At 72.6% G+C, this 21,042-nt stretch carries 19 protein-coding genes, 3 tRNA genes and 1 pseudogene; 13 read left to right on the top strand and 10 right to left on the bottom strand.

The genetic code is table 11. From position 1 onward, the window contains the following. Nucleotides 1-2: 2 nt before the first annotated feature. A complete protein-coding gene (leuC, locus tag ABD832_RS14265) occupies nucleotides 3-1,379 on the bottom strand; it encodes a 3-isopropylmalate dehydratase large subunit (protein ID WP_344894197.1) in 1,377 nt (458 codons plus the stop codon). A gap of 70 nt (nucleotides 1,380-1,449) precedes the next feature. On the opposite strand from leuC, the gene ABD832_RS14260 reads away from it, so the two are divergent. Together ABD832_RS14260 and ABD832_RS14255 are read left to right on the top strand one after the other, a co-directional pair. Next, nucleotides 1,450-2,166 carry an IclR family transcriptional regulator gene (locus ABD832_RS14260; RefSeq protein WP_329085241.1) on the top strand — a complete coding sequence of 239 codons (717 nt, stop codon included), beginning with the start codon at nucleotides 1,450-1,452 and terminating at the stop codon, nucleotides 2,164-2,166. An 80-nt stretch (nucleotides 2,167-2,246) separates the two neighbouring features. Further along, nucleotides 2,247-3,986 (top strand): hypothetical protein, encoded by a 1,740-nt coding sequence (locus ABD832_RS14255; protein ID WP_344894193.1) that lies wholly within the window; start codon nucleotides 2,247-2,249, stop codon nucleotides 3,984-3,986. 72 nt (nucleotides 3,987-4,058) lie between these two features. Here the strand turns inward: ABD832_RS14255 and ABD832_RS14250 are convergent, their stop codons facing one another. From ABD832_RS14250 to ABD832_RS14235, 4 genes are all read right to left on the bottom strand, one after another. Further along, nucleotides 4,059-5,051 (bottom strand): redoxin domain-containing protein, encoded by a 993-nt coding sequence (locus ABD832_RS14250; protein ID WP_344894190.1) that lies wholly within the window; start codon nucleotides 5,049-5,051, stop codon nucleotides 4,059-4,061. A gap of 228 nt (nucleotides 5,052-5,279) precedes the next feature. Then, a tRNA-Glu gene (locus tag ABD832_RS14245) sits at nucleotides 5,280-5,352 on the bottom strand. Nucleotides 5,353-5,365: 13 nt separating this feature from the next. Next, nucleotides 5,366-5,441 (bottom strand) — tRNA-Glu (locus tag ABD832_RS14240). 65 nt (nucleotides 5,442-5,506) lie between these two features. After that, nucleotides 5,507-5,578, bottom strand: a tRNA-Gln gene (locus ABD832_RS14235). Between the two features lie 174 nt (nucleotides 5,579-5,752). Between ABD832_RS14235 and ABD832_RS14230 the strand changes: the two genes are divergently transcribed. Both ABD832_RS14230 and ABD832_RS14225 read left to right on the top strand, forming a co-directional pair. Next, nucleotides 5,753-7,732 carry a M3 family metallopeptidase gene (locus ABD832_RS14230; protein ID WP_344894187.1) on the top strand — a complete coding sequence of 660 codons (1,980 nt, stop codon included), beginning with the start codon at nucleotides 5,753-5,755 and terminating at the stop codon, nucleotides 7,730-7,732. A 93-nt stretch (nucleotides 7,733-7,825) separates the two neighbouring features. Next, entirely contained in the window at nucleotides 7,826-9,490 is a 1,665-nt protein-coding gene (locus ABD832_RS14225) for a carboxylesterase/lipase family protein (RefSeq protein ID WP_344894184.1), read from the top strand. A gap of 90 nt (nucleotides 9,491-9,580) precedes the next feature. Here the strand turns inward: ABD832_RS14225 and gltX are convergent, their stop codons facing one another. Both gltX and ABD832_RS14215 read right to left on the bottom strand, forming a co-directional pair. After that, nucleotides 9,581-10,912 (bottom strand): glutamate--tRNA ligase, encoded by a 1,332-nt coding sequence (gltX, locus tag ABD832_RS14220; RefSeq protein WP_344895961.1) that lies wholly within the window; start codon nucleotides 10,910-10,912, stop codon nucleotides 9,581-9,583. A gap of 28 nt (nucleotides 10,913-10,940) precedes the next feature. Further along, complete coding sequence (locus ABD832_RS14215) at nucleotides 10,941-11,717, bottom strand: fumarylacetoacetate hydrolase family protein (protein ID WP_344894181.1); 777 nt, start codon at nucleotides 11,715-11,717, stop codon at nucleotides 10,941-10,943. Nucleotides 11,718-11,961: 244 nt separating this feature from the next. Here ABD832_RS14215 and ABD832_RS14210 point away from each other — a divergent pair, with 244 nt between their 5' ends. From ABD832_RS14210 to ABD832_RS14180, 7 genes are read left to right on the top strand one after another with little or no spacing between them, the layout of a single operon-like run. Continuing rightward, nucleotides 11,962-12,450, top strand: a complete 489-nt coding sequence (locus tag ABD832_RS14210; RefSeq protein ID WP_413224208.1) for an Asp23/Gls24 family envelope stress response protein — start codon at nucleotides 11,962-11,964, stop codon at nucleotides 12,448-12,450. After that, nucleotides 12,447-13,031 (top strand): Asp23/Gls24 family envelope stress response protein, encoded by a 585-nt coding sequence (locus ABD832_RS14205; RefSeq protein WP_344894179.1) that lies wholly within the window; start codon nucleotides 12,447-12,449, stop codon nucleotides 13,029-13,031. Before ABD832_RS14210 ends, ABD832_RS14205 begins: the two co-directional genes overlap by 4 nt. Further along, nucleotides 13,028-13,216 carry a hypothetical protein gene (locus tag ABD832_RS14200; protein WP_344896009.1) on the top strand — a complete coding sequence of 63 codons (189 nt, stop codon included), beginning with the start codon at nucleotides 13,028-13,030 and terminating at the stop codon, nucleotides 13,214-13,216. Before ABD832_RS14205 ends, ABD832_RS14200 begins: the two co-directional genes overlap by 4 nt. Continuing rightward, entirely contained in the window at nucleotides 13,213-13,809 is a 597-nt protein-coding gene (locus ABD832_RS14195) for an Asp23/Gls24 family envelope stress response protein (RefSeq protein ID WP_344894177.1), read from the top strand. The genes ABD832_RS14200 and ABD832_RS14195 overlap by 4 nt, the downstream gene beginning before the upstream one ends. After that, complete coding sequence (locus ABD832_RS14190; RefSeq protein ID WP_344894174.1) at nucleotides 13,806-14,492, top strand: DUF6286 domain-containing protein; 687 nt, start codon at nucleotides 13,806-13,808, stop codon at nucleotides 14,490-14,492. Before ABD832_RS14195 ends, ABD832_RS14190 begins: the two co-directional genes overlap by 4 nt. A gap of 5 nt (nucleotides 14,493-14,497) precedes the next feature. After that, complete coding sequence (locus ABD832_RS14185) at nucleotides 14,498-15,085, top strand: Asp23/Gls24 family envelope stress response protein (protein WP_344894171.1); 588 nt, start codon at nucleotides 14,498-14,500, stop codon at nucleotides 15,083-15,085. Nucleotides 15,086-15,136: 51 nt separating this feature from the next. After that, nucleotides 15,137-15,568, top strand: coding sequence for an antibiotic biosynthesis monooxygenase family protein (locus ABD832_RS14180; RefSeq protein WP_344894168.1), 432 nt, complete (start codon nucleotides 15,137-15,139; stop codon nucleotides 15,566-15,568). A gap of 35 nt (nucleotides 15,569-15,603) precedes the next feature. Here ABD832_RS14180 and ABD832_RS14175 read toward each other — a convergent pair whose 3' ends face one another. Both ABD832_RS14175 and ABD832_RS14170 read right to left on the bottom strand, forming a co-directional pair. Then, nucleotides 15,604-16,200, bottom strand: a complete 597-nt coding sequence (locus ABD832_RS14175) for an HD domain-containing protein (RefSeq protein ID WP_344894165.1) — start codon at nucleotides 16,198-16,200, stop codon at nucleotides 15,604-15,606. Between the two features lie 64 nt (nucleotides 16,201-16,264). Continuing rightward, nucleotides 16,265-16,426, bottom strand: coding sequence for a hypothetical protein (locus ABD832_RS14170; protein WP_344894162.1), 162 nt, complete (start codon nucleotides 16,424-16,426; stop codon nucleotides 16,265-16,267). Nucleotides 16,427-16,487: 61 nt separating this feature from the next. On the opposite strand from ABD832_RS14170, the pseudogene ABD832_RS14165 reads away from it, so the two are divergent. Both ABD832_RS14165 and ABD832_RS14160 read left to right on the top strand, forming a co-directional pair. Continuing rightward, nucleotides 16,488-17,319: pseudogene (locus tag ABD832_RS14165) on the top strand (helix-turn-helix domain-containing protein). Nucleotides 17,320-17,602: 283 nt separating this feature from the next. Next, on the top strand, nucleotides 17,603-19,282 hold the full coding sequence (locus ABD832_RS14160) for a heparinase II/III domain-containing protein (protein ID WP_344894156.1): 1,680 nt from the start codon (nucleotides 17,603-17,605) through the stop codon (nucleotides 19,280-19,282). A 123-nt stretch (nucleotides 19,283-19,405) separates the two neighbouring features. On the opposite strand, the gene cimA is transcribed toward ABD832_RS14160, so the two are convergent. After that, nucleotides 19,406-20,980, bottom strand: coding sequence for a citramalate synthase (gene cimA / locus ABD832_RS14155; RefSeq protein WP_344894153.1), 1,575 nt, complete (start codon nucleotides 20,978-20,980; stop codon nucleotides 19,406-19,408). Between the last annotated feature and the right edge of the window lie 62 nt (nucleotides 20,981-21,042).

Below are 21,042 nucleotides of genomic sequence, written 5' to 3'. Positions count from 1 at the left end.
CCTTACAGGTCGGCGGGGGCGGTGAGCCGGCCGGTGACGGCGGTCGCCGCGGCGACCTGCGGGGACACGAGGTGGGTACGGCCGCCCTTGCCCTGGCGGCCCTCGAAGTTGCGGTTGGAGGTCGAGGCGCTGCGCTCGCCGGGGGCGAGGGTGTCGGGGTTCATGCCCAGGCACATGGAGCAGCCCGCCTCGCGCCACTCGGCACCGGCGGCCGTGAAGACCTCGTGCAGCCCCTCCTGCTCGGCCTGGAGCTTGACCAGCATCGAGCCGGGCACGATCAGCGTGCGGGTCACGACCTGCCGCCCGCGCAGCACGTCGGCCACGGCCCGCAGGTCCTCCAGCCGGCCGTTGGTGCACGAGCCCACGAAGACCGTGTCCACCGCGACGTCGCGGAGCGGGGTGCCCGCGGTCAGGCCCATGTACTCCAGGGCCCGCGCGGCCGCGGCCGGGTCGTCGGTGTCCTCGGGCCTCGGCACGGCCGCCCCCAGGGGCGCCCCCTGGCCGGGGTTGGTGCCCCAGGTGACGAACGGGGTCAGCGTGGTGGCGTCGATCTCCACGACGGTGTCGAAGACGGCGTCCTCGTCGGTGACCAGCGACCGCCAGTACTCGACCGCGGCGTCCCAGTCGGCGCCCGTGGGCGCGTGCGGGCGTCCCTCGAGGTAGGCGAAGGTGGTCTCGTCCGGGGCGATCAGGCCCGCGCGGGCACCGGCCTCGATGGACATGTTGCAGACGGTCATCCGGCCCTCCATGGAGAGCGCGCGGACGGCCTCGCCGCGGTACTCCACGATGTAGCCCTGGCCGCCGCCGGTGCCGATCTTGGCGATGATCGCCAGGATGAGGTCCTTGGCGGTGACGCCGGGGGGCAGCCGGCCGGAGACCTCGATGGCCATCGTCTTGGGCCGGTAGGCCGGCAGCGTCTGGGTGGCCAGCACGTGCTCCACCTCGGAGGTGCCGATGCCGAACGCGATGCCGCCGAAGGCGCCGTGGGTGGAGGTGTGAGAATCGCCACACACGATCGTCATGCCGGGCTGGGTCAGGCCGAACTGCGGGCCGATGATGTGCACCACGCCCTGGCCGGCGTCGCCCATGGGGTGCAGCCGGACGCCGAACTCGGCGCAGTTCTTGCGCAACGTCTCCACCTGCACCCGGGAGACCGGGTCGCTGATGGGACCGCGTACGGTCGGGACGTTGTGGTCCTCGGTGGCGATCGTGAGGTCGGGCCGCCTGACGGGCCGGCCGGCCATCCGCAGGCCGTCGAACGCCTGCGGGCTGGTCACCTCGTGGACGAGGTGCAGGTCGATGTAGAGCAGGTCGGGTTCTCCTTCCGCACGTCGAACGACGTGCTGCTCCCAGACCTTCTCCGCGAGCGTGCGGCCCATGTCGCCTCCTTGCGATCGGCTGTCCCACACCCACTTGCTTTCTCATATGTCGAGACGGCAGTATCGGTGTATGGACAACTCTAGCGGAGTCGGCGTACTCGACAAGGCCGTCCTCGTGCTCAACGCCCTCGAAGCGGGACCTGCCTCCCTCGCACAGCTCGTCCAGGCCACCGGCCTGGCCCGGCCCACCGCCCACCGCCTGGCCGTGGCGCTGGAGCACCACCGCATCGTCTCCCGCGACACACAGGGCCGGTTCGTGCTGGGACCGCGCCTGTCGGAGCTGTCCACGGCCGCCGGCGAGGACCGCCTGCTGGCCGTCGCCTCCCCCGTCCTGACCCAGCTGCGGGACCTGACCGGGGAGAGCGCCCAGCTGTACCGGCGCCAGGGGGACGAGCGGGTCTGCGTGGCCGCCGCGGAGCGGGCCAGCGGGCTGCGCGACACCGTGCCGGTCGGCTCGGCACTGCCGATGCTCGCCGGGTCCGCGGCGCAGATCCTGCTCGCCTGGGAGGAGCCGGACCGCCTGCACCGGGGCCTGCGCGGGGCCAAGTTCACCGCCGCCACCCTGGCGAGCGTGCGGCGCAGGGGCTGGGCGCACAGCGTCGGCGAGCGCGAGCAGGGCGTGGCCAGCGTCTCGGCACCGATCAGGGGAGCCGGGGGCAAGGTCGTGGCCGCGGTCTCGGTCTCCGGCCCGATCGAGCGCCTGACCCGGACCCCGGGCCGCCTGCACGCCGCCCCGGTGGTCACCGCCGCCGAAAGGATCACCGAGTCGATGCGCCGGGCGAACTGACGCCGAACCGACGCCGATACGGCCCCTCCAGGGGGCGATATGAGGAGGCGAGCACCCCTGCCGCCCCCTAGGCTGGGAAGGTGACAGATCGCATCGAGGCAGCCGCGGCTGAACTGCGTCCCCTGCTCCAGAACTTCATCCTCTGGGCGCGTGAGAACGCGCCCGGCAGCGACTCCGGCCTGGTGGGCTCTGTCGCGCTGTGGCACCGGCTGATCGCCTCCGACGACGTGGGCCGGTGGAAGCGGTCCGATCTGCGCACGGTCCTGCTCGACCGGATGCCCCAGGTCGTCGAGGATCCCGACGCGGCGGCCGACGGCCTGGTGCCCGCGGTCCGCGCCTACCTGACCTTCCTGGCCGACTCCGGCCACCTGACCAGGGGCTCCTCCTCCCTGGAGGACCTGCTCACCGAGCTCGACGCCCTCGAGGACGACTTCGTCGACGCCATGGAGGAGCTCGTCGTCGAGGAGGACGAGGAGGAGGACTACGACGAGGAGGAGGCCGAGGGGCTCGGCGACTTCGAGCCGTTCGCCGACGAGCTCGCCGAGCTGCCGACGATCAGGCTGCGCCCCGACTCCGAGCTGGCCGCCGCCACCCGCGCGACGGTCCTGATCGCCAAGGCCCGCGACCTCGCGGTCTGGGTCGGGACCGAGCGCAGGGTCGGCGAGACCAGCCTGCTGAGCGACGACGAGATCACCGAGGCCCTGGGGGTCCTCGGCTTCCCGGTCCCGCAGACGGGCGGCGCCACGCTGGCCGACTCCGTCCCGGCCCTGTGGAACGTCTGGAACCTCGCGATCGACCTGGACTTCCTCCAGCCCGAGGGGGAGGACACCGTCAGCGTCGACCCCGACACCGCCGAGTGGCCCTTCGAGGAGGACGACGACGCCCTCGACGCGTGGATGGCCGGCCTGCACTCCATCGACTACGGCGACCCCGAGCTGGACGACGAGGAGGCCACGATCGCCCTGTCCGGGCTGACCAGGGCGCTGCTCATCCGGGTGCTGCTGGCGACCGGCTCCAAGCCGCTGGCCGAGCTCCGCGCCGAGCTTGCCGAGGCCGCCGCCGAGTACGACGACCTGGGCGCCGAGGCCTGGGCCACGGCCGGCGAGCGCTACGGCGACCCGCTCAACCCGGTGCTCGACTGGCTGACCGGCTACGGCATGGTCGAGGTCGAGCACGACCAGGTCCGGCTGACGCCGCTCGGCATGGAGGGCGTGGTCCACCTGGCCGACGAGGCCGACATCGAGCTGGACGCCCGGCCCGCCATCGACGCGATGACCGCCCTGGACCTGCTCTCCTTCGGCGCCGAGCTGCCCGAGGAGGAGGCCGACGCCGAGTTCGCCGCCTGGATGGAGCTGCGCGCCCCCGAGCAGGCCGCCAGGGACCTGCTGGAGGCCGCGGCCGAGGACGACGCGGACGCGCTGATCCGGGTGCAGGCGGCCAGCATGGTCGGCTCGCTCGGCGAGGTGGCCGCGCCCGCGTGGCGGGAGGCCCTGGACGAGCCCTCCCTGCGCCCGTACGCCGCCACCCACCTGGCCCAGCTCGGCGTCGAGGACGCTCCCCCGCCCACCCAGGCCGACACCCACTGGCTGATCCTCGACATGCTGACCATCTCCGCCGGCCTGGGCCGCCCGGAGTTCGTCAGCAGCCTGGACGACATCGGCAACGTGCCGAACCTGGTCAACCTGCTGGACGTGATCTGGAAGGTGCCGCACCCGCACCTGGAGGAGCTCCTGGAGGCGATCGGCAAGGCCCACCCCGACAAGCAGGTGGGCAAGGCCGCCAAGCGGGCCCTGTTCAAGGCCCGGTCCGGCCAGAACTAGCCCCGGACGCGAAGGACCGGCTCCGGACGGGGGCCGGTCCCCTCGCTTGTACGGCTCCCGGGGCCCGGCGCTTCAGGAGGGTGCCGTGGCCCCGGCGGCGGGCTCCTCGTCGCCCTGCCAGTCGGGAAGCGGCCGGTAGATCGCGATCCCCGCGGCCTCCAGCTCCTCGCGGAGCGCGAAGTAGCGCTCGCCGAACGGGTCGACGCCGTTGAGCGGCATGAGCCCCCGGCGGATGGCGAGGTCGTGCGGGGCGAGGGCGGCGGCCCGCGCGAGGTGACGCTCGGCGGCGGCCGTGCGCCCGGCGCGGAACAGCCAGGTGGCCAGGCGCGCGTGCAGCCGGGCCCGCCGCTCCTCGCCGGTGGGGGCGCGTAGCTCGCGGGAGGTCGTCCCGGCGTCGCCGTCGATCACCCATCGGCGCAGGGCCGCGGCGGCCCGCTCACAGGACAGGCCGTTCATCGAGCGGAAGGTGTCGGTGGCGGTCATGGTGTCCTGGGGACGGGCGATCCGGCCCTCGGCGTCGACCCAGACCACGGTCGGCACATTGATCACGTTGTAGAGCTCGGCGATGCGGCCGTCGGTGTCGATCACCGCCGGGTGGGTGACCTCGGCGAGCCACTCGCGGGCGGCCTCGGGGTCGCGGTCGAGGGAGACGCTGAGCACGCTGAAGCCGTGGCCGCCCAGCTCCCGGTGCAGGGCCTCCCAGGCGGGCAGGTCGTAGCGGCAGCCGCACCACGAGGCCCAGAAGACCACGGCGACCCTGGTGCCGCGCAGCGCGGTCAGCGCCTCGAACTCCGGTGCCCTGCCCGGCGGGAGGTCGGCGGGCTCGCCGACGGCGATCAGCCCCTCGTCCGGGTCGGCGACCGCCTGCCTGCCGAGCAGCCCGGCGAAGGCGACGAGGTCGACGCCCTCGCCGGTCTCGGCCGCGGCGGCGCGGAAGGCGGGGACGCACGCGTCGCCCCGGCACCAGCCGTGCGGCTTGCGCTCCCAGCCGAGGACGGGCTCCCCGTGCGGGACGATCGGCCCGGCGATCCGCTCCTCGCGTCCGTCCGCCAGCAAAGTGATCATTTCTTCCCCCATTGGATAGCGGCGCTCTCCAATTATTGGACAGTAATGCTATCCAAGCAAGAGGGGTCGCGGAAAAGGACGGTGACGGACACCGAGGGTCACGGGAGCGCGACGCGACCATGATCGTGAAGGAACCGCCCTGCGCTCACGCCCGGCTCAGAAGAGGAAACGCGCACGCCGGGAACACGAAAAACCCCCGGAAGCCATTGCTTCCGGGGGTTCGCGATGTAGCCCCGACCGGATTCGAACCGGCGCTACCGCCTTGAGAGGGCGGCGTCCTAGGCCACTAGACGACGGAGCCATGCGAGAGACAGTGGTAGTCCCGACCGGATTCGAACCGGCGCTACCGCCTTGAGAGGGCGGCGTCCTGGGCCACTAGACGACGGGACCCTACACACTGTCATCAGATTCGGAGGGGACCGAATCTGCGGCATCTTCAAAAAAAGAAGATACAGCTGGGGTACCAGGACTCGAACCTAGAACAACTGAACCAGAATCAGCCGTGTTGCCAATTACACCATACCCCACCGCACCGGACCCCTTGCGGGGCTCGCTGGCGACTCCGAAAGAATAGCCCAGGTTGGGGGTCAAGACCAAAACGATTACCCGCGGCCGGATCGCGGTATCACCGGGCTGCCGCCGCGAAGGCCGGCTGTGCGACGCTGCTGGAGAGATCCGTCCACCCGTGAGGAGTTTCCGTCTTGGTCGAGAACCCGTTCTTCGCCCTCAGTGAGCTGCCGTACAGGCTCCCGCCGTTCGCCCAGGTGAGGGAGGAGCACTACCTCCCGGCCTTCGAGCGCGGCATGGCCGACCAGCTGCGCGAGGTGCGTGAGATCACGGACGACCCGGAGCCGCCGACGTTCGCCAACACGATCGAGGCGCTGGAGCGTTCCGGGCGGATCCTGCGGCGTACCTCGATCGTCTTCATGACGATCGCCGCCTCCGACACCACCGACGGCATCCGGCGGATCGAGACCGAGATCCTGCCCAGGCTGACCCGGCACGGTGACGCCATCAGGCTGAACCGCACCCTGTACGACCGGATCAGGCGGGTCACCACCGACGACCCCGAGGAGGCGTGGCTGCTGGAGAAGTACCGCGTCGACTTCGTCAGGGCCGGGGCCGACCTGTCCGAGCCCGAGCAGGAGCGGCTCAGGCGGCTGAACGAGGAGCTGACCCGGCTCTCCACCTCCTTCACCCAGAACCTGCTGGCGGCCTCCACCGCCTCCGCGCTGGTCGTCCGGGACCCCGCGCTGCTGGACGGGCTCCCGGAGAGCACGATCAAGGCCCTGGAGAAGGACGGCCGCTACGTGCTGCCGCTGTTCAACCACACCAACCAGCCCGCGCTGGCCGAGCTGACCGACCGGGAGACCCGCAGGAGGCTGTACGAGCTGTCGGTCGGCCGGGCCCCGGAGAACCTGCCCCTGGCGGCCAGGATGGCCGAGCTGCGCGCCGAGCGGGCCGCCCTGCTGGGCTATCCCAGCCACGCCGCCTACACGGTCGCCGACCAGACGGCCAAGACCACCGGCGCCGTCGAGGAGATGCTCGGCAGGCTGGTGGGCCCGGCGGTGGCCAACGCCCGCAGGGAGGCCGAGGAGCTGGGCCGGGAGGCCGGTCTCCCGCTGGAGCCGTGGGACTGGTCCTTCTACGCCGAGCGGGTGCGCAAGGCCAGGTACGACTTCGACGGCGGCGACCTGCGGCCCTACTTCGAGCTGGACCGGGTGCTGCGCGACGGGATCTTCCACGCGGCCGGTGAGCTGTACGGCATCACCTTCACCCTCCGCGAGGACCTGGCCGGCTACCACCCGGACGTGCGGGTCCACGAGGTGTTCGACGCCGACGGCTCGCCGATGGGCCTGTTCCTGCTCGACCCGTACGCCCGGCCCTCCAAGCGCGGCGGCGCCTGGATGAACAGCCTGGTGAACCAGTCGCACCTGTTCGACGAGCTGCCCGTGGTGATCAACAACCTCAACATCACCAAGCCGGCCGAGGGCCCCACCCTGCTGACCTTCGACGAGGTCAACACCGCCTTCCACGAGTTCGGCCACGCCCTGCACGGCCTGTTCTCGGACGTGCGCTTCCCCCGGGTCTCCGGTACCGAGGTGCCGCGCGACTTCGTGGAGTACCCCTCGCAGGTCAACGAGATGTGGGCCACCTGGCCGTCGATCCTGGCCAACTTCGCCCGGCACCACGAGACCGGCGAACCGGTGCCCGCGGAGCTGCTGGAGAAGATGCGGGCGGCCGAGAAGTTCAACCAGGGCTTCGCCACGGTGGAGTACCTCGCGGCCACGCTGCTCGACTGGGCCTGGCACAAGCTGGCCGCGGGCGAGACCGTCGAGGACGCCGAGGCGTTCGAGACCGCCGCCCTGGAGCGCGCCGGGATCGCCTTCGACCTGGTCCGCTCCCGCTACCGGACCTCCTACTTCGCGCACATCTTCTCCAGCGGGGTGGGCGGCTACAGCGCCGGCTACTACTCCTACATCTGGAGCGAGGTGCTCGACGCCGAGAGCGTCGGCTGGTTCGAGGAGAACGGCGGCCTCAGGCGCGAGAACGGCGACCACTTCCGCTCCACCCTGCTGTCGGTGGGAGGTTCGCGGGACGTGATGGACGCCTTCCGCGCCTTCCGCGGGCGCGACCCGCGCATCGAGCCGCTGCTGGAGCGCCGGGGCCTGCAGGCGTGACCCTGCCTCCCCGGCCGGGGTGGGGAAAACCTCACCCCGGCCGGGGACGCACATCCCATGCGCCTTCCGTACGGAAGGCGTCATGATCGGACAATGAGACGAGCATGGAACAGGACGGGCGTCGCGCTCGTCGCCCTCCTCACCGGTGCCCTGCTGGGCACCGCGAGCCCGGCCGTGGCCCGGACGGAGGCGACAGGAGCGACCGGGACGGCCGGCGGGAACGCGACCGTCCGCACCGACGCCGGCCTGGTACGGGGCACGGTCGCCGCCGGCCACCGGCTCTTCCAGGGCATCCCGTACGCCGCGCCGCCGGTCGGGGACCTGCGCTGGCGCTCCCCGCGGCCGGTCACGCCGTGGACGGGCGTGCGCGACGCCACCGCGCCCGGTGGCCGGTGCGCGCAGGTCTCCGACGTCTGGGGGTTGCCGGCGAGCGACACCGAGGACTGCCTCTACCTCAACGTGACCGTCCCGGCGCGCGGGCACGCGAAGCGGCCCCGGCCGGTGATGGTGTGGCTGCACGGCGGGGGCCTCACCAGGGGCGCGGGCAGCGAGTACGACGCCCGCAGGCTGGCCGTGCGGGGCGACGTCGTGGTGGTGACCGTCAACTACCGGCTGGGGATCTTCGGGTTCTTCGGGCATCCCGGGATGGAGGACTCCGGGGCCTTCGGGATCGAGGACCAGCAGGCGGCCCTGCGGTGGGTGCGGCGCAACGCCTCGGCGTTCGGCGGCGACCCGGGCAACGTCACCCTGTTCGGCGAGTCCGCCGGTTCGCACTCGGTGTGCGCGCAGCTCGCCTCCCCCTCGGCGGCGGGGCTGTTCCACCGGGCGATCGCCCAGAGCAGCCCGTGCCGGACGGGCGACTCCGCGGACCGCAGGCCGCGGCCGCTGATGGACGTGCCGCTCTGGGTGCCCCGCGCGGCCCACGAGGGGTACGGGCAGGTCCTGGCCGCCACGGCGGGCTGCACCGACCCGGACACCGCGCTCGCCTGCCTGCGCGGCAGGCCCGTGGCCGACCTGCTCGCCCTGCAGCCCCTCCCGCTGCCGGGGTACGGCAACGCGGTGCTGCCCGAGGACCCCGCCAGGGTCCTGGACGAGGGCCGCTTCCACCGGGTGCCGGTGCTGACGGGCGTCACCCGGGACGAGGGCACGCTGTTCACCTCGCTCATGTTCCCGCCGATGACGGCCGAGCAGTACCGGGCGACCCTCACCGAGAGGTTCGGCGCCGCCGGGGCCGCGGTGCTGGCCCAGTACCCGCCGGCCGCCCACGGCGGCTCGCCCCTGCAGGCGCTGGCGGCCGTGATGAGCGACCTGGACTGGGCGTGGCCGGCCCGCGACACCGACCTGATGTTCGCCCGGTACGTGCCGACGTTCTCCTACGAGTTCACCGACCGCACCGCCCCCGTGCTGTTCCCGCTGCCGAACGGGGTCGAGCCGCTGGCCTCGCACGGCTCGGAGCTGACGTTCCTGTTCGGGGCCGGCTGGACGTCCGCCCCGCTCACCGCCGAGCAGCGGCGGCTCGGTGACGTGATGATCGGTTACTGGTCCCGGTTCGCCGCGACCGGCGACCCGAACCGGCCGGGCCTGCCCGCGTGGCCGCGGGTGCGCGCCTCGGACGGCACCCCGTACGTGCAGGAGCTGGCCCTGGGCCGGGGCGGTGTCGGGCCGTTCGACCGGGACGCGGCGCACCGGCTCGCCTTCTGGGACGGCCTCGCCGAGCAGGGAACGCCGGACGCGCGCCGTTCCGGCTCCCCCTCCTGAGAAAGCGCGGGAGCCCTCGGGAACCGTGAGGCCCGGGACCCGGCGGACGGCCGGGTCCCGGGCCTCACCGGGTCGGGTCGGTGCGCCCGGTCAGGCCCCGAGCCTGGCGAGGGCGGCGCGCAGGCGCTCGGCGGTGCGCTCGCGGCCGAGGACCTCGATGGACTCGAACAGCGGCAGGCCCACGGTCCGGCCGGTGACGGCCACCCGTACGGGGGCCTGGGCCTTCCCGAGCTTGAGACCGTGCTCGGTGCCGACCTCCTCCAGGGCACCCTTGAGCGAGTCGGGGTCCATCGCGACGGTCTCCAGCCGGGCCAGGTAGCCGGTGAGGATCTCCACCGCGGAGTTCTTCATGGCCTTGTCCCAGGACGCCTGGTCGAAGACGGGCTCGTCCAGGAAGAGGAAGTCGACGTTCGCCGTGATCTCCGACAGGACCGCGATGCGGGTCTGGGCGAGCTCGGCGACCTTCGCGAAGACCTCGCGGTCCCAGCCGGGCTCCAGCCAGGGGTCGCAGCGGGAGACGAACTCCGCCAGGGGCAGCGCCCGGATGTACTCGCCGTTGAAGGCGCGGAGCTTCTTCTCGTCGAAGAACGCCGGGGAGGGGTTGACGTCCTGGAGCCTGAACAGCGGCACCATCTCCGACCAGGGCATGATCTCCCGGTCGTCGCCGGGCCCCCAGCCGAGCAGCATCAGGTAGTTGACCATCGCCTCGGCCAGGTAACCCTCGTCGCGGTAGGACTCCAGGGCGACCTTGTCGCGGCGCTTGGACAGCTTCTGGCGCTTCTCGTTGACGATCACCGGCACGTGCGCCCAGATCGGCGGGGTGACGCCGAGCGCGTCCCAGAGCAGCTGCTGCTTGGGGGTGTTGGACAGGTGCTCCTCGGCGCGGACCACGTGGCTGATCCGCATCTCCACGTCGTCGACGACGTTGGCCAGGACGAACAGCGGCGATCCGTCGCCGCGGGCGACGACGAAGTCCTCCATCGCGGCGTTGGGGAACTCCACCGTGCCGCGGACCAGGTCCTGGATCACGGTGACGCCCTCGTCGGGGGTGCGGAAGCGGACCGCGCCCTCGGCCAGGCCGCGGTCGCGGCAGAAGCCGTCGTAGCCCTGGTGCTCGGAGCCGGTACGGGCCTTGACCTCGTCCCGGGTGCACCCGCAGTGGTAGGCGCGGCCGTCGGCGAGCAGCGTGGCCACGGCCTCGCGGTGCTGCTTCTCGTACGAGGACTGGAAGTAGGGGCCCTCGAAGGCCGGGTGGGTGTCGTTGACACCGATCCAGGCGAGTGCCGAGATGATGCCCTCGGTCCACTCGGGCCGGTTGCGCGCGGCGTCGGTGTCCTCGATGCGCAGGACGAACCGGCCTCCGGCCTGCTCGGCCAGGGCCCAGTTGAACAGCGCGGAGCGGGCGCCGCCGACATGGAACATGCCGGTCGGCGAGGGGGCGAAGCGAACCCTAATCACGGGGGACCACCCGGTTGCTGAGAGTGCCGATTCCTTCGACGAAGACGCTGACCTCGTCGCCGACGCTGAGCGGGCCGACCCCCTCGGGGGTGCCGGTCAGGATGACGTCGCCGGGGATCAGCGTCATGACCGCGCTCACGTGGGCGATCAGCGCGGGGATGTCGTACATGAGCTTGGAGGTGCGCGAGCTCTGGCGGACCTCGCCGTTCACCGAGGTGACGATGGCGACGTCGGACGGGTCGAGCTCGGTCTGGATCCACGGGCCGAGCGGGCAGAACGTGTCGAAGCCCTTGGCCCGGGTGAACTGGACGTCCTTCTTCTGCAGGTCCCGCGCGGTGACGTCGTTGGCGCAGGTGTAGCCGAAGATCACCTCGTGCGCCCGCTCGCGGGGGACCTCCCGGCAGAGCCTGCCGATCACCACGGCCAGCTCGCCCTCGTAGTCGACCCGCTGGGAGAGCGCCGTCGGGTAGGCGATGGCCTCGCCCGTGCCGATCACCGAGGTGGACGGCTTGAGGAAGACCAGCGGCTCGTCCGGCACCTCCCCGCCCATCTCCTTGGCGTGGTCGGCGTAGTTCCTGCCGATCGCCACGACCTTGCTGGGCAGCATGGGGGCGATCAGCTTCACCTGGGAGAGCGAGAACCGCTCCCCGGTGAACTGGATCGGCCCGAAGGGATGACCGGAGATCCCGGCGACGAACTCCTCCCCGGGGCCGCCCTCGACCACCCCGAACCCGACACCGTCTCCTGTGGAGAACCTCGCTATACGCACACGGACAAGGCTAGTCGCGCTCCGGGTCCCGCAGGACCGTGGCCGTCTCCGGCCGTACGCCCACCCGGGCCGGTGACCCCACAACCCATATGCACCCAAAAATATAGATAAATCCTATTTTCCGGATACCGCCAGGATTGCCCTAAGAAAAGGTATGTCCTGGTTGTGTGCCATATGGGGGGTATTACCGGCTATAGCACCATCGGGGGACCGGCACGGTCTCCTCTCGGGGGAAGGAACGGACGTGACTGAAGCCAGCACGGTGAACAGGCCCCAGGGCGGCGAGGCGACGGTGCCCCGGGCTCGCACCGACAGTTCCGGAATGCAGAGTGGGCTGGTCACCCCCAAGGGGACCACCACCATCGAGAGCGGCGTGGTCGCGAAGATCGCGGGTCTTGCGGCCCGGGAGATCCAGGGCGTGCACAACATGGGCGCGGGCACGGCGCGCGCCTTCGGCGCGATGCGCGGCATGGTGGGCGCCGAAAAAAGCGTCACCCAGGGGGTCTCGGTCGAGGTGGGCGAGCGGCAGGCCGCCGCCGACCTCGAGGTGGTCGTCGAGTACGGCATGTCCATCCCCGACCTGGCCGGCGCGGTGCGCCGCAACGTGATCACGGCGGTCGAGCGGATGTGCGGCCTGGAGGTCACCGAGGTCAACATCAAGGTCTCCGACGTCCACATGCCCGGCCAGGACGGGACGGAGGAGTCGCCCGAGCCGGAGCCGCGCGTCCAGTGAGCGACCCCGTCCCCGGAGCGCCGGGACCCGCACGCGGTCCGTCCGAGGCCGGTCGCACGGCCGTGCCCGCGCCCGACCCCGGGCCCTCGGCCCGCCGCACGGCCGTACCCGATCCCGGCCTCCCGGCCCACGAGCCGCCCGCACCCGCGTACGGATCCGCGCGGACGGCCGGACCACGGACGGCCGGGCAGGGGACGGCCGGGCAGGGGGTCACCGGACCGGGGATCGCCTCGGGCCCGCGGAGCGGGACGGACGGGCCGGAAGCCGAGGACGGGCCGGGAGCGGGGGACGTCTCGCAGGATCCCGTCCACCGCGCGGCGGCCCTCGCCCGCGGGATGGCCGACGCGGTACGGCGCTGTCCCGACGTCGTCGATCTGTCCGGCGGCCCGTTCGGGACGGTGGCGACCTACATGCCCGGCGAGATGATGCCCGGTGTCGCGCTGCGTGAGGACGAGGTGGAGGTCTCCATCGTCGTCAGGCTGGGACGCCCGCTGCCGGAGATCGCCGAAGAGGTGCGCGCGGCGGTCGCCTCGATGGCGGGCGACCGGCCGGTGAACGTCCATATCGGAGGTGTGACGTGAACGGTTTCCCCATCTGGTCGGTGCTCGGCACGGTGGCCGGCATCCTGCTCGGGTTCGCCGGGGCCTTCGGCGGCCTGTCGGCGTTCCTGCTGGTCCTGGTGCTGGGCGCGATCGGATTCATGATCGGCCGTCTGGCGGAGAGCGGGCAGATCGACCTGTCCAGGCTGGCGGCGAGGCGGCGATGAGCACTCCGGTCGAACACCGTCCCGTGCCCGGCCGGGCGACCGCGGGCTCCGCGAGCTCCGCGGGCTCCACGGAGCTCGCGGAGCTCGGTGACGGGCCGGGCGGTGTCCCGGAACGGACGGGCCGGTCCGCGCCGTCCACCGTGTCCGGCCGCCCGGCCGTACCGGCGGAGCAGCGCGGCAGGACCGACATATCCGATCGGGTGGTGTCGCGCATCGCGACCCGCGCGGCCGGAGAGGTGGCACGGGTACGGAAGGTCGGCGAGCGGGGGCCGCTGTCCTTCCGGGGCGGTACCCGCGCCACCGTGGACGGTGAGCTCACCACCCTCCGCCTGGACGTGACGGTGGACTACCCGGCCCCGCTCCGCGAGGTGGCCCAGCAGGTCAGGAGCCACGTGGCCGAGCGGATCATGGCCCTGACCGGACTGTACGTCGGCCACATCGACATCGACGTCACCGACGTGACCCTGACCGGGACCGGCGCGGCCGCCCGCCACCCCCGCGCCGCCGAGGCCACCGGGACCGGCGGGAGCACCGGGTCCACCGAGACCGCCGGGAGCACCGCGGCTCACGCCTTCCACGGGGAGCGCGGATGACCACCCGCACGTCCGGCGGGACCGGTCCCGTCCCCGAGGCGGCGGGACCGGCTCCGGGGACGACGACCGCACCCGGCGCGGAGATCGCGGAACCGCTCACGTCGCAGGCGACCGGCGCGGTGCCGAGGAACGCCTCGGCGGACCGCGCGGCGGTCAGGGCGTTCCGCCCGCGCCGGGTGATCCCCTCGGTGATCACGGCCCTGTTGATGACGGCGCTCGGCCTCCTCGTGGCGCTGGAGGTCGTCTCCGCGCTGCTGAACCGCCCGCTCCGCCTGGTGCCCTACGACCGGATCCTTCCCTGGGCCTCGTCCACACCGTGGAGCGACCCGCGGGTGATGGCGGGCGCGGGCCTGACCGGCCTGCTGGGCCTGCTGCTGGTCCTGCTCGCGATCGTGCCGGGACGGCCCACGCTCGTCCCGGTCAGGACCGGGACCAGGAAGCTGCTCGTCGGCGTGCAGCGCCGGGGGTTCGCCCGGTCGCTGGCCCGTGCCGCCGAGGCGGTGCCGGGCGTCGACCGCGCCCGGGTGCGGCTGCTGGGCAGGACCGTGCGCGTGCGGGCCGACGCCGGGACGCGGGACGCCACCGGCCTGGGCGACGTCGTACGGGAGGCGGTGAACGCGCGGATCGACGCGTTCTCCCCCGTCCGGAGGCACTCCGTCCGCGTGCGGCTGCGAGGCAGGTGAGCACCGTGAACGACACGACCGCCCGGGGCAACCGGCTGGGACTGCTCCTCGTGGGGCTGGCGCTGCTCGCGCTGTCGGCGCTGGTGGTCGCGCGCGGAGCCGGGGCGCTCCCGCAGGACGCGGCACCGGCCCGGGCCCCGCTCGTCGACGAGCCGATGCGCGCGGCGTTCGCCCGTTACGACCCGTCGCTGCGGTGGGTGATCGCGGCCGGTGGGATCGTGCTCGCCCTGTTCGGGCTGCGCTGGCTGCTGGTCCAGGGACGCCGCCGCAGCCTGGACACCATGCGGCTGGACGGCGGCCCGGCCGGGGTGACCGAGGTCGACACCGGCGGAGTGACCGACGCGGCGTCGGCGGAGGCGGGCGCGCACCCCGCGATCCTCGGCGCCACCACCACGATGGTCGGCACGGAACGGGACCCCTGCGTGCGGGTACGGGTGACGCTGGCCGGGGACGCGCCGATGAGCGCGGTCCGCGAGCAGCTGGGCGAGGTGGTGCTGCCGCACATGCGTCAGGCCCTGGAGAGCCCGGACATGCCCGCCGTCGCCCGGGTGAGCGTGCAGGACGCGCCACACCCCCGCAGGACCCTCGCCTGACGGGGCGCCGATCATAGAGTGGTCGGGAACCCACCACCTCGAGGAGACGATGTGCCGGTCGTGAAGATCAACGCCCTGACGGTGTCCGCGGAGATGCGCGAGGAACTGGAGCGCCGCTTCTCCGCGCGGGCAGGGTTCGTCGAGTCCGCCGACGGATTCGAGTGGTTCGAGCTGCTCCGGCCGATGGAGGGCACCGACCGCTACCTGGTCTACACCCGCTGGCGTTCGGAGGAGGACTTCAAGCGCTGGACCGAGAGCCAGGCCTTCCAGCGGGGCCACGCCCAGGCCGCGGGCGGCGCGGGCCAGGGACAGGGCCAGCAGGGCCAGCAGGGCCAGGGTCCGCAGGGGCAGCAGGGGCAGCAGGGCCAGCAGGGGCACGGCCCCGCCCAGGGACACGGGCACGGCCAGGGTCCCGCCGCCACCGGGGCCGAGCTGTGGTCCTTCGAGGTGGTGCAGAGCACCGGCCCGGCCCCCGGGGCCTGACCACCGGCACGACCGGCCCTGCCGGGATCCCGGGCTCACCCCTCCAGGGGGTTGGCGGCCATGAGCTCGGCGATCCCGGACCGGGCCAGCCGTCCGGCCTGGCTGTCCGGCTTGCGCCCCGCCTGGTCCAGGATGCACATGGTGAAGTACGGGCCGATCCCCGCCCGGGGGTAGGCCCTCAGCACCTCGGCGCGGAGCTCCGCGGGGAAGTCCTCGGGCCTGCGGCCGGAGATGTCCAGCGCGGTGGAGAGCTCCAGCAGGTACCCCTCCGGGTCCTTGGCGGGGTCCACCTCGTCCCACATGTGGCGTACGACGACCTCCGAGGCGCGCACCCGGCGCTCGACCGGCCAGCCGGCACCGGCGGCGAAGACCCACGCGACGTGGCCGCCCGCCTCCTCGAACGGCACGGTGTGGCTGTCGAACTCCTCGACCAGGCCGATGTCGTGCAGCATCGACGCCACGTACAGCAGCTCGGCGTCGAAGGCGATGTCGTTCATGGCGCCGTAGGCCGCCGCCCACAGGTAGGCGCGGACGGAGTGGTTGAGCAGGGCGGCCGTGCAGTAGGCGGTCGCCACCTCCAGGGCACCGCGGGCGGCCTGGGTGTCGGGGACGACGATGTCGGCGAGTCTCATGCCCCCAGCCTGCCGAAACGGGCGGGCCTCCCGTGAGTGGCCTGGAGGACACCGGCCGATAGGATCACGCCATGAGCTTCCGGACGGTCGCGGTGATGCTGTTCGACGGCATCCCGCTGTTCGAGGCGTCGGTGCCGATCGCGGTCTTCGGGGAGCGGCGGGAGGGGCTGCCGGAGTTCGACACCCGGGCCGTCTCCGCCGAGGGCGGCCCGGTCCGCACCGACATCGGGATCACCCTCGCCGCCCCGTACGACCTGGACGCCGTCGAGGACGCCGACCTCGTCGTCGTGCCCACCTGGCGGAACCCGTCGGGGCCCGCGCCCGCGGCGGAGGCGCTGGAGGCACTGCGCCGCGCCCATCAGCGGGGGGGCGACCGTGGTCGGGCTCTGCCTGGGCACGTTCGTACTGGCCGCCGCCGGGCTGCTGGACGGGCGCGGGGCCACCACCCACTGGCGCTACACCGGCCTGCTCGCCGCGTCCCACCCCCGCGTCGAGGTCCGGCCCGGCGTCCTGTACGTCGACGAGGGCGACGTCCTCACCTCCGCGGGCAGCGCGGCCGGCATCGACCTGTGCCTGCACCTCGTCCGCCGGACGTACGGTCCGGAGACGGCCAACCAGATCGCCAGGAGCCTGGTGGTGCCGCCGCACCGGGCGGGCGGCCAGGCGCAGTACATCGACCATCCGGTGCCGCCGCCCTCCACCGGCGACCCGATCGGCGAGACCCTCGAATGGGCCCTGCGCCACCTGGACCGGGAGCTCACGGTGGACGTCCTGTCCGCCCGCGCCGCGATGAGCCGCCGCACCTTCGACCGGCGCTTCCGCGCGGTCACCGGCACCACCCCGGCCCAGTGGCTGCTGCACCAGCGGGTCCTGCAGGCCCAGCGGCTGCTGGAGACCACCCGCGAGCCGGTGGAACGGGTGGCCCGCAGCGTGGGGTTCGCCTCGGCGGTGGCGCTGCGCCCGCACTTCCGCCGCCGGGTGGGCGTCTCCCCCACCGCCTACCGGGAGACCTTCGGCACCGTCCCGGGAGGCACCGCCCCGGAAGGCATCGTCCCGGGAGGCACCGCCCCGGGAGGCATCGCCCCCGGAGCGGAAGCCGCCACGTCCCCGGCCCCGTGACTCCGCGTCCCTCGCCCCTGTGACCCTCGGCCCTCCGCGATCCCGTGCCCTCCCGCCCTTCGCCCTCGGCCCCCTGACCCTTGTGACCACGTGCCCCCGGGGCCCATGAGGTCTCATCGGCCCCGTAGGGTTCAGGGGACCCACCGGTCCCACGGGCGGGGACCCGCATCCAATTGCTAACGATCTCCTGGAAGCGCCCCTCCCACCTTGACCGGTTTGGTGGGATTCGGACAGCATGATCCGCCCTCATGACGCGACTCGACTCCGCCCGGAAGGAACTGGCGTGCGCCGCCGCACACAAGCACTCGCTCTTGCCCTGGTCTCCCTGCTGACCTGCCTCGTCCCGGTCGGCACCGCCGAGGCCGGGGCCGCGAAACGCACCACGGAGTGTCAGGGCGACTGGCTGCCCGCGACGCCCACCGGGTCGGACGTGATGGGCGGCAGGCTCGGCTTCCTGGACCTGGCCCCGGTGAAGATCGGCAAGAACGTCGACTGGCGCACCGATCCCTACCGCAACCGTTCGTGGAGCATGGTGTTCCACTCGCTGCGCTGGATGGGCCGCCTCGTCGCCGACTACGAGTCCAACGGCGACAAGGCGTACCTGGACCGGGCCGTCGAGATCGCCAAGGACTGGGTCGCCGACAACCCGCGCGGCGGCGCGCGGACGAGCCCGTACGCCTGGCAGGAGCACCCGATCGCGCTGCGCGCGCCCGCGCTGGTCTGCCTGAGCAAGCACGTCGACGCGGATTGGCTCACCCGCAGCCTGAGCGAGCACGCCACCATGCTGTCGAACCCCAAGCTGTACGAGAAGGGCCACAACCACGGCATCGACCAGGACATCGCGCTGCTGGGCATCGGCTGCCGCTACGGCCGCAAGGAGTGGTCCGGTCTGGCGATCAGGCGTCTCACCGAGACCGTGAAGCTCGACGTGGACTCCCAGGGCGCGCTGCGCGAGCAGGCCCCGCGTTACGCGATCTACGTGTACGAGCGCCTGCGGGTGGCCATGGACAACATCCGGGCGTGCAGACTCACGGTGCCCGGGGAGATCTCCCGGCGCTGGGAGTCGATGGAGGACTTCATCTCCCACTCCACCCAGCCGAACGGGTACATGGTCCCGATCGGCGACGGCGGGGCGGACGTGCGGCCGGTCGGCTACAGCCCGCCGAAGAAGACCGTGCGGGTGTTCGGCAACGGCTACGTCTACGGGCGCACCTCCTGGAACGACCCCGGCTCGGCCTTCTACTCCATCCGCTTCGGGCCCGGCATGAAGTACCACGGCCACGAGGACCACCTGGGCGTGACCTACTACGCCCAGGGCCGCGACGTCCTGGTCGACGCGGGCTTCGACTCGTACGAGAACAGCGGCTACCGGCGCTGGACGATGTCCCCCCAGGCGCACAACACCTCGACGGTGGCCGGGGCCCGGTTCCGCGGTGGCACGGCCACCGCCCTGAGCAGGTCCTCGATCGGGCAGGACCGGCAGAGCTACCGGCTGACCGACAGGGCCTACGGCGTCCCCAGGACCCGTTCGGTGCTCGTCGGCCACGGCCGGGACGTGATGGCCGTGCTCGACACGGTCCCCAAGGGCTCGCGGGTGGGCAACCTCTGGCACTTCTCCCGCGACCTGTCCGTCGTCTCGAACGGCGGTGGCCGGGTCGTGCTGAAGGACGAGAAGGGGTGGAAGGCGACGCTCGCGCAGGTCTCGATGCCGTCGTGCAGGCCGGTCGGCGGGCTGAAGGTCGTCCGCGGCGGGAAGAACCCGTACCAGGGCTGGGTCTCGTCGGCCTACCTGCAACGGCACCCCGCCCCCGCGGTGGTGGCCCCGGCCGCCGGAGCCTCCGTGCTGACCGTGGTGGTCCCCGGCACCGACGACCCGTCGCTCTCCTGCTCAGGCGGCACGGTCACCGTGAAGACCTCCGAGGGTACGGTGAGCCTCCGCGCCCGCGGCGCCGACCTGTCCTGACGGCCCGGCCTGACGTCCCGCCGGTCCCCGGCTACGGTTTCCCGGCTCCCGGTCCCGTCCCCTGCGGCTCCCCGCCTCGTCCCCGCCTCGTCCCCGGCTCTCCGGCCGGGGACGGCGCGTCCCTCAGGCGGTGTGGCCCGCCCGCAGCAGGCCGTAGGTGACGGCCTGCTCCAGCGCCTGCCAGGACGCCTCGATGATGTTCTCGTCGACGCCGACCGTGGACCACTCCCCGGCCGCGTCGCTGGAGGTGATCAGCACGCGGGTGACCGCGTCGGTGCCGTGCGTGCCCTCCAGGATGCGGACCTTGAAGTCGATCAGCTCGACCTCGGCCAGCTCGGGGTAGAGGCGCTCCAGCCCGAGCCGTACGGCCCGGTCGAGGGCGTTGACCGGGCCGTTGCCCTCGCCGGTGGCGACGATCCGCTCACCCTTGGCGTACAGCTTCACGGTGGCCTCGCTGACGACCTCGCCGCCCCGGGCCCGCTCGACGATCACCCGCCAGGACTCGACCTGGAAGTGGCTCCTGCGCTCGCCCGCGACGGTGTCGCGGAGCAGCAGCTCGAAGGAGGCGTCGGCGGCCTCGAAGGTGTAGCCCCTGGACTCCATCTCCTTGACCCGGTTGACCAGCTCCCGCGAGATGTCCGGGCCCAGCTCGTAGCCCAGCTCGCGGCCCTTGAGCTCGACCGAGGCGCGCCCGGCCATGTCCGAGACGAGCATGCGCATGTCGTTGCCGACCTGGGCCGGGTCGATGTGCTGGTAGAGGTTGGGGTCGACCTTGATGGCGCTGGCGTGCAGCCCGGCCTTGTGCGCGAAGGCGGAGACGCCCACGTAGGGGGCGTGCGAGTTGGGGGTGACGTTGGTGACCTCGGTGATCGCGTGGGCGATCCTGGTCATGTCCGCCAGCGCCTCCCGGGGCACCAGGTCGAAGCCCCGCTTGAGCTGGAGGTTCGCCACGACGGTGAACAGGTTGGCGTTGCCCGAGCGCTCGCCGTAGCCGTTGGCGCAGCCCTGCACGTGGGTGGCGCCGGCCTTCACCGCGGCCAGCGAGTTGGCGACCGCGCAGCCGGTGTCGTCGTGGCAGTGGATGCCGATCCTGGCCGACGTCTGGACGGCGGCGTGCACCACGTCGGCCAGCTCGTCGGGGAGCATGCCGCCGTTGGTGTCGCAGAGCGCGATCACCGAGGCGCCGGCCTCGGCGGCGACGCGCAGGACCTCCAGCGCGTACGCCGGGTTGGAGATGTAGCCGTCGAAGAAGTGCTCGGCGTCGAGGAAGACCCTCTGCCCCTCCGCACGAAGATGGGAGACCGTGTCGCGGATCATCGCGAGGTTCTCCTCCAAAGTCGTGCGGAGGGCCAGCTCCACGTGCCGGTCGTGACTCTTGGCGACAAGGGTCACGACCGGCGCGCCGGATTCGCGCAGCGCGGCGACCAACGGGTCGTCGGCCGCCTTCACACCTGCCCGGCGGGTCGCGCCGAACGCGGCGAGCTGCGCGTGCCTCAGGTCCAGCTCTGTTCGAGCCCGCCTGAAGAACTCGGTGTCCTTGGGGTTGGCGCCCGGCCAGCCGCCCTCGATGAAGCCGACGCCAAGGCCGTCCAGGTGACGCGCGACGGCCAGTTTGTCGGCCACCGTGAGGTTGAGCCCTTCCTGCTGGGCTCCGTCACGGAGAGTCGTGTCGTACACGTGGAAGCGATCGTCGGCCATGTCGTTCTCCTTCGCGGGTTCGATGATCCGCCGCGCGCAGTCCGGCTCCGGAAACAAAAATG

This window comes from Streptosporangium longisporum, from assembly GCF_039534895.1.
GTDB classification, from domain to species: Bacteria; Actinomycetota; Actinomycetes; order Streptosporangiales; family Streptosporangiaceae; genus Streptosporangium; species Streptosporangium longisporum.
This window is presented reverse-complemented; position numbering and strand designations above follow the sequence as displayed.

Coding starts and splice junctions, on each gene's coding strand:
- ABD832_RS14225 (WP_344894184.1), top strand. CDS start 7,826: ATGAGACGAGCATGGAACAGGACGGGCGTCGCGCTCGTCGCCCTCCTC.
- leuC (WP_344894197.1), bottom strand. CDS start 1,379: ATGGGCCGCACGCTCGCGGAGAAGGTCTGGGAGCAGCACGTCGTTCGA.
- ABD832_RS14195 (WP_344894177.1), top strand. CDS start 13,213: ATGAGCACTCCGGTCGAACACCGTCCCGTGCCCGGCCGGGCGACCGCG.
- cimA (WP_344894153.1), bottom strand. CDS start 20,980: ATGGCCGACGATCGCTTCCACGTGTACGACACGACTCTCCGTGACGGA.
- ABD832_RS14250 (WP_344894190.1), bottom strand. CDS start 5,051: ATGATCACTTTGCTGGCGGACGGACGCGAGGAGCGGATCGCCGGGCCG.
- ABD832_RS14190 (WP_344894174.1), top strand. CDS start 13,806: ATGACCACCCGCACGTCCGGCGGGACCGGTCCCGTCCCCGAGGCGGCG.
- gltX (WP_344895961.1), bottom strand. CDS start 10,912: ATGTTCCATGTCGGCGGCGCCCGCTCCGCGCTGTTCAACTGGGCCCTG.
- ABD832_RS14170 (WP_344894162.1), bottom strand. CDS start 16,426: ATGTCGGTGCGGACCGGGCCGCCCTCGGCGGAGACGGCCCGGGTGTCG.
- ABD832_RS14175 (WP_344894165.1), bottom strand. CDS start 16,200: ATGAGACTCGCCGACATCGTCGTCCCCGACACCCAGGCCGCCCGCGGT.
- ABD832_RS14260 (WP_329085241.1), top strand. CDS start 1,450: ATGGACAACTCTAGCGGAGTCGGCGTACTCGACAAGGCCGTCCTCGTG.